Annotated in this window: 11 protein-coding genes; all 11 read left to right on the top strand. The window is 63.4% G+C overall.

Going from position 1 to position 6,203, the window contains the following annotated elements:
- The 11 genes from tuf (at position 1) to rpmC (ending at position 6,198) form a co-directional block, all read left to right on the top strand.
- Complete coding sequence (gene tuf, locus AB4118_RS30640) at positions 1-1,191, top strand: elongation factor Tu (protein ID WP_441493286.1); 1,191 nt, start codon at positions 1-3, stop codon at positions 1,189-1,191.
- Positions 1,192-1,260: 69 nt separating this feature from the next.
- Positions 1,261-1,569 carry a 30S ribosomal protein S10 gene (gene rpsJ / locus AB4118_RS30635; protein ID WP_043237115.1) on the top strand — a complete coding sequence of 103 codons (309 nt, stop codon included), beginning with the start codon at positions 1,261-1,263 and terminating at the stop codon, positions 1,567-1,569.
- A gap of 67 nt (positions 1,570-1,636) precedes the next feature.
- The gene (gene rplC / locus AB4118_RS30630; RefSeq protein ID WP_113517770.1) at positions 1,637-2,362 is read left to right on the top strand and encodes a 50S ribosomal protein L3; all 726 of its coding nucleotides are present in this window, start codon (positions 1,637-1,639) and stop codon (positions 2,360-2,362) included.
- Entirely contained in the window at positions 2,362-2,982 is a 621-nt protein-coding gene (gene rplD, locus AB4118_RS30625) for a 50S ribosomal protein L4 (RefSeq protein ID WP_069880165.1), read from the top strand. Before rplC ends, rplD begins: the two co-directional genes overlap by 1 nt.
- Positions 2,979-3,290, top strand: a complete 312-nt coding sequence (locus AB4118_RS30620; protein ID WP_043237110.1) for a 50S ribosomal protein L23 — start codon at positions 2,979-2,981, stop codon at positions 3,288-3,290. The genes rplD and AB4118_RS30620 overlap by 4 nt, the downstream gene beginning before the upstream one ends.
- A gap of 15 nt (positions 3,291-3,305) precedes the next feature.
- The gene (rplB, locus tag AB4118_RS30615; protein ID WP_069880166.1) at positions 3,306-4,148 is read left to right on the top strand and encodes a 50S ribosomal protein L2; all 843 of its coding nucleotides are present in this window, start codon (positions 3,306-3,308) and stop codon (positions 4,146-4,148) included.
- Between the two features lie 8 nt (positions 4,149-4,156).
- Positions 4,157-4,435, top strand: coding sequence for a 30S ribosomal protein S19 (rpsS, locus tag AB4118_RS30610; RefSeq protein WP_043237107.1), 279 nt, complete (start codon positions 4,157-4,159; stop codon positions 4,433-4,435).
- 3 nt (positions 4,436-4,438) lie between these two features.
- Positions 4,439-4,822, top strand: coding sequence for a 50S ribosomal protein L22 (gene rplV / locus AB4118_RS30605; protein WP_043237105.1), 384 nt, complete (start codon positions 4,439-4,441; stop codon positions 4,820-4,822).
- A 10-nt stretch (positions 4,823-4,832) separates the two neighbouring features.
- Positions 4,833-5,543 (top strand): 30S ribosomal protein S3, encoded by a 711-nt coding sequence (gene rpsC, locus AB4118_RS30600; RefSeq protein WP_043237104.1) that lies wholly within the window; start codon positions 4,833-4,835, stop codon positions 5,541-5,543.
- 18 nt (positions 5,544-5,561) lie between these two features.
- Positions 5,562-5,975, top strand: coding sequence for a 50S ribosomal protein L16 (gene rplP / locus AB4118_RS30595; RefSeq protein WP_043237103.1), 414 nt, complete (start codon positions 5,562-5,564; stop codon positions 5,973-5,975).
- Positions 5,976-5,985: 10 nt separating this feature from the next.
- Positions 5,986-6,198, top strand: coding sequence for a 50S ribosomal protein L29 (rpmC, locus tag AB4118_RS30590; protein WP_043237102.1), 213 nt, complete (start codon positions 5,986-5,988; stop codon positions 6,196-6,198).
- Positions 6,199-6,203: the final 5 nt, after the last annotated feature.

The raw sequence follows: 6,203 nt of genomic DNA, 5'->3' as shown, positions 1-6,203 counted from the left end.
ATGGCCAAAGAGAAGTTTGCGCGGACGAAGCCGCACTGCAATATCGGAACGATTGGTCACGTTGACCATGGCAAGACGTCTTTGACGGCTGCGATCACGAAGGTTCTGGCTGAGTCGGGCGGGGCGTCGTTCACGGCGTATGACCAGATCGACAAGGCGCCTGAGGAGAAGGCTCGCGGCATCACGATCTCGACGGCTCACGTCGAGTACGAGACTGCGAACCGTCACTATGCGCATGTCGACTGCCCCGGCCACGCCGACTACGTGAAGAACATGATCACGGGTGCGGCGCAGATGGACGGCGCGATCCTGGTCGTGTCGGCTGCCGATGGCCCGATGCCGCAGACCCGCGAGCACATCCTGCTGGCGCGCCAGGTCGGCGTTCCGGCGCTGGTGGTGTTCATGAACAARGTCGACCTGGTCGACGACGCGGAGCTGCTCGAGCTGGTCGAGATGGAGATCCGCGAGCTTCTGTCGAAGTACGACTTCCCGGGCGACGAAATCCCGATCACCAAGGGCTCGGCCAAGGTCGCGCTGGACAATGGCGACAAGGCGATCGGCCATGACGCGGTCGTGGCGCTGATGAAGACGGTCGACGACTACATCCCGCAGCCGGCGCGTCCGCTGGACCTGCCGTTCCTGATGCCGGTCGAAGACGTGTTCTCGATCTCGGGCCGTGGCACGGTGGTGACCGGTCGCGTCGAGCGCGGCATCGTCAAGGTCGGCGAGGAAATCGAGATCGTYGGCCTGAAGGACACCGTGAAGACGACGGTGACCGGCGTCGAGATGTTCCGCAAGCTGCTCGACCAGGGCCAGGCTGGCGACAACATCGGCGCGCTGCTGCGCGGCACGAAGCGCGAGGACGTCGAGCGCGGCCAGATTCTGTGCAAGCCGGGTTCGGTGAAGCCGCACACCAAGTTCAAGGCCGAGGCCTACATCCTGACGAAGGAAGAGGGCGGCCGCCATACGCCGTTCTTCACCAACTACCGCCCGCAGTTCTACTTCCGCACGACGGACGTGACCGGCGTGGTGCACCTGCCTGAGGGCACCGAGATGGTGATGCCTGGTGACAACATCACCATGGAAGTGCACCTGATCGTGCCGATCGCGATGGAGGAGAAGCTGCGCTTCGCCATCCGCGAAGGCGGCAGGACCGTCGGCGCCGGCGTCGTCGCCAGCATCATCGCGTAACGCGTTTTCGTGAGGGCGAAGGCCCTTCCAAGGGCCTTTGCCTTTTCACGTCACGGAGAGAACAAGACCATGAACGGTCAGAACATCCGGATCCGCCTCAAGGCGTTCGACCACCGCATCCTCGACGCCTCCACGCGCGAGATCGTGTCGACCGCGAAGCGGACAGGCGCCCAGGTTCGCGGGCCCATCCCGCTGCCGACGCTTATCGAGAAGTTCACGGTCAACCGCTCGCCCCACATCGACAAGAAGTCGCGCGAGCAGTTCGAAATGCGGACCCACAAGCGGGTCCTGGACATCGTCGATCCGACCCCCCAGACGGTCGACGCCCTCATGAAGCTCGATCTCGCCGCCGGCGTCGACGTCGAAATCAAGCTCTGATCCATCGTCGGGTCCTCTGTTTCCGGATACCCCGGATGGACATGACCCCAAGAGAAGGTATGCACCGATGCGTTCCGGTGTGATTGCACAGAAAGTCGGGATGACCCGCATCTTCACGGATGCCGGTGAACACATCCCAGTCACCGTGCTGAAGCTCGACAGCTGTCAGGTTGTCGCGCATCGCACGATCGAGAAGAACGGCTATGTCGCCGTTCAGCTCGGGTCGGGCTTGGCCAAGGTCAAGAACGTCTCGAAGGCTGAGCGCGGTCATTTTGCCGTGGCCAAGGTCGAGCCCAAGCGCCAGGTCGTGGAGTTCCGCGTCAGCAACGATGCGTTGATCCCCGTCGGCGCCGAGCTGACTGCCGATCACTTCGTCGTCGGCCAGTTCGTCGATGTCAGCGGCACCACCACCGGTAAGGGTTTTGCCGGCGGTATGAAGCGCTGGAACTTCGGCGGTCTGCGGGCCACGCACGGTGTCTCGGTCTCGCATCGTTCGATCGGTTCGACCGGTGGTCGTCAGGACCCCGGCAAGACCTTCAAGAACAAGAAGATGCCGGGCCATCTCGGTGCCGAGCGCGTGACCACGCAGAACCTGCGCGTCGTCCAGACGGACGCCGAGCGCGGCCTGATCCTGGTCGAGGGCGCCGTTCCCGGCGTTGCCGGCGGCTGGATCCACGTCCGCGACGCCGTCAAGCGCGCCCTGCCGAAGGATGCGCCGCTTCCTGGCAAGTTCAAGGTTGCTGGCGAAACCACGCAGGCTCCTGCGGCTGAAGCAGTTGAGGAGAACGCGTGATGAAGCTCGATATCACCACTCTCGAGGGCGGCAATGCCGGCTCGGTCGAGCTTTCGGACTCGATCTTCGGTCTTGAGCCGCGCGCCGATCTTCTCGCCCGCATGGTGCGCTACCAGCTCGCCAAGCGTCGCGCCGGGACCCACAAGTCCAAGGGGCGTTCGGAAGTCGATCGCACCCGCAAGAAGATCTACAAGCAGAAGGGCACCGGTGGCGCTCGTCACGGTGCAGCTTCGGCTCCGCAGTTCCGCGGCGGCGGCAAGGCCTTCGGTCCGATCGTGCGTGATCATGCGCATGATCTGCCGAAGAAGGTCCGTGCCCTGGCTCTGCGCCATGCGCTCTCGGCCAAGGCCAAGGACGCCGGCCTGATCATCATCGACGACGTCACGCTCGCCGAGCCGAAGACCAAGGTCCTGCTCGGTCACTTCGGCAAGCTGGATCTGTCCAGCGCGCTGGTGATCGGCGGCGCCGAGATCGATGTGAACTTCGGCCTGGCCGCGCGTTCGATCCCGAACGTCGACGTCCTGCCGGTTCAGGGCATCAACGTCTACGACATCCTGCGTCGCGATAAGCTTGTGCTGACGCGCTCGGCTGTCGATGCGCTGGAGGCGCGCTTCAAATGAGCCAGTCTGCAAAGAACCTGGATCCGCGCCACTACGATGTCATTCGTGGCCCGGTGATCACCGAAAAGGCGACCATGCTCTCCGAGCATAACAAGGTCGTCTTCAAGGTCGCGAAGACCGCGACCAAGCCGCAGATCAAGGCGGCTATCGAGAAGTTGTTCGATGTCAAGGTGAAGAGCGTCAACACGCTCGTCACCGAAGGCAAGGTCAAGGTCTTCCGGGGCCGGCTCGGGCAGCGTTCGGACGTCAAGAAGGCCGTAGTGACCCTCGAAGAAGGTCACTCGATCGACGTGACCACGGGCCTCTGAGGAAGGATCGTCATCATGGCTTTGAAAAGTTTCAAGCCGATCACGCCGAGCCTTCGCCAGCTCGTGATCGTCGACCGCAGCGAGCTCTACAAGGGCAAGCCGGTCAAGGCTCTCACCGAGGGTAAGTCCTCGAAGGGTGGCCGCAACAATCTCGGCCGCATCACGGTTCGTTTCCGTGGCGGTGGACATAAGCAGAGCTACCGGATCGTCGACTTCAAGCGTCGCGGCAAGCCGGGCGTGGCGGCGACCGTGGAGCGGATCGAGTATGATCCGAACCGCACCGCCTTCATCGCGCTGCTCAAGTACGCTGATGGCGAGCAGGCCTACATCCTGGCGCCGCAGCGCCTGGCGGTCGGCGACAGCGTGATCTCCGGCGACCAGGTCGACATCAAGCCCGGCAATGCTTCGCCGATGGGCGCGATGCCGATCGGCACCATCGTCCACAATGTCGAGCTCAAGATCGGCAAGGGGGGGGCGCTGGCGCGGTCTGCGGGCAACTACGCCCAGATCGTCGGTCGCGACCAGGGCTATGTCATCGTCCGCCTGAACTCGGGTGAACAGCGCCTGATCAGCGGCCTGTGCTATGCTACGGTGGGCGCGGTTTCGAACCCCGACCACATGAACACCAACATGGGCAAGGCCGGTCGCTCGCGCTGGCTCGGCCGTCGTCCGCATAACCGCGGCGTCTCGATGAACCCGGTCGACCACCCGCATGGTGGTGGTGAGGGTCGTACCTCGGGCGGTCGTCACCCGGTCACGCCGTGGGGACTGCCGACCAAGGGCAAGAAGACCCGCTCGAATAAGCGGACCGATACGTTCATCGTGTCGAGCCGTCACGCCCGCAAGAAGAAGAACTGAGGTCCGTCATGGCGCGTTCGATTTGGAAAGGTCCGTTTGTCGACGGATACCTTCTGAAAAAGGCCGAGGTCGCCCGTTCGGCGAGCCGGGCCGAGGTGATCAAGATCTGGAGCCGCCGCTCCACGATCCTTCCGCAGTTCGTCGGTCTGACGTTCGGCGTCTACAACGGTCACAAGCATGTGCCGGTGAACGTGTCCGAGGAAATGGTGGGCCACAAGTTCGGCGAGTTCTCGCCGACGCGCACCTTCCACGGCCACGCTGCCGACAAGAAGGCGAAGAGGAAGTAAGCCATGGGTAAGCCATCCGCCCCCCGTGCGCTGCCGGAGAACGAAGCCGTTGCGGTTGCCCGCAACCTTCGCGTCAGCCCGCAGAAGCTGAACCTCGTCGCTCAGCTCATCCGTGGCAAGAAGGTCTCGACCGCGCTCGCCGATCTCGAGTTCTCGCGTAAGCGGATCTCGCTCGACGTTCGCAAGTGTCTGCAGAGCGCCATCGCCAACGCCGAGAACAATCATGATCTCGACGTCGACGATCTCGTCGTTGCGCAGGCTTTCGTCGGCAAGGCCCTGGTCATGAAGCGCTTCCATGCCCGCGCCCGCGGCCGTGGAGCCCGGATCATGAAGCCCTTCGCGAACATCACGATCGTGGTGCGCGAAGTCCAGGCGGCCAAGGCCTGAGGAGAGAACGATGGGTCAGAAAATCAATCCGATCGGCCTTCGCCTCGGCATCAACCGCACCTGGGACTCGCGCTGGTTCGCGCAGAAGGGTGAGTACGGTCAGCTGCTGCACGAAGACATGAAGATCCGCGCCGCGCTGATGAAGCTGCTGAAGCAGGCGGCGGTCTCCAAGATCATCATCGAGCGCCCGCACAAGAAGTGCCGCGTCACCATCCACTCGGCTCGTCCGGGCGTGGTGATCGGCAAGAAAGGCGCCGATATCGAGAAGCTGCGCAAGGAAGTCTCGAAGCTGACCAAGGCCGATGTGACGATCAACATCGTCGAGGTCCGCAAGCCCGAGATCGACGCCACCCTGGTGGCCGACTCCATCGCTCAGCAGCTCGAGCGTCGCGTCGCGTTCCGTCGCGCCATGAAGCGGGCCGTTCAGTCGGCCATGCGTCTGGGCGCCGAGGGCATCCGCATCAACTGCTCGGGCCGTCTCGGCGGCGCGGAAATCGCGCGCCTGGAATGGTACCGCGAAGGCCGCGTGCCGCTGCACACGCTGCGCGCCGATGTGGATTACGGTGTCGGCACCGCCTTCACCACCTACGGCACGTGCGGCATCAAGGTCTGGATCTTCAAGGGCGAGATCCTCGAACACGACCCGATGGCCCAGGACAAGCGTCTCTCTGACGAAGGTGGTCGCTCCGGCGGTCGCGATCGTCGCGAGCAGGCTGCGTAAGGCTGATCGAGAAGAGCCATGTTGCAACCAAAGCGAACCAAGTTCCGCAAGCAGTTCAAGGGACGCATCTCAGGCGTTGCCAAGGGCGGCACGGACCTCAATTTCGGCCAGTTCGGTCTGAAGGCCCTGATGCCTGAGCGCGTCACGGCCCGTCAGATCGAAGCTGCCCGTCGTGCGATCACTCGCGCCATGAAGCGTGCTGGCCGCGTCTGGATCCGGATCTTCCCGGACGTGCCAGTTTCGAAGAAGCCGACCGAAGTCCGCATGGGCAAGGGCAAGGGCGCGCCTGAATTCTGGGCAGCCAAGGTCAAGCCTGGGCGAATCATGTTCGAGATCGACGGGGTGGAAGAGGAGACGGCGCGCGAGGCGCTTCGTCTCGGCGCCGCCAAGCTGCCGATCAAGACCCGCTTCATCCAGCGCATCGCCGAGTAAGGAGGGCGACATGAAAGCTACGCAACGCCTGTCCGATCTCAAGGTGATGAGTGTCGACCAGCTCCAGGACGAACTCCTGAAGCTGAAGAAGGAGCAGTTTAACCTGCGTTTCCAACGCGCTACCGGCCAGCTCGAGAATACCGCTCGGGTGACTGAGGTGCGCAAGGATATCGCTCGCATCAAGACGCTGCAGCGGTCGAAGACCGTTGCGGCGAGCGCCTGAGGAGT

The organism is Allobosea sp. 2RAB26, assembly GCF_052115465.1.
Taxonomy (GTDB): Bacteria; Pseudomonadota; Alphaproteobacteria; order Rhizobiales; family Beijerinckiaceae; genus Allobosea.
This window is presented reverse-complemented; position numbering and strand designations above follow the sequence as displayed.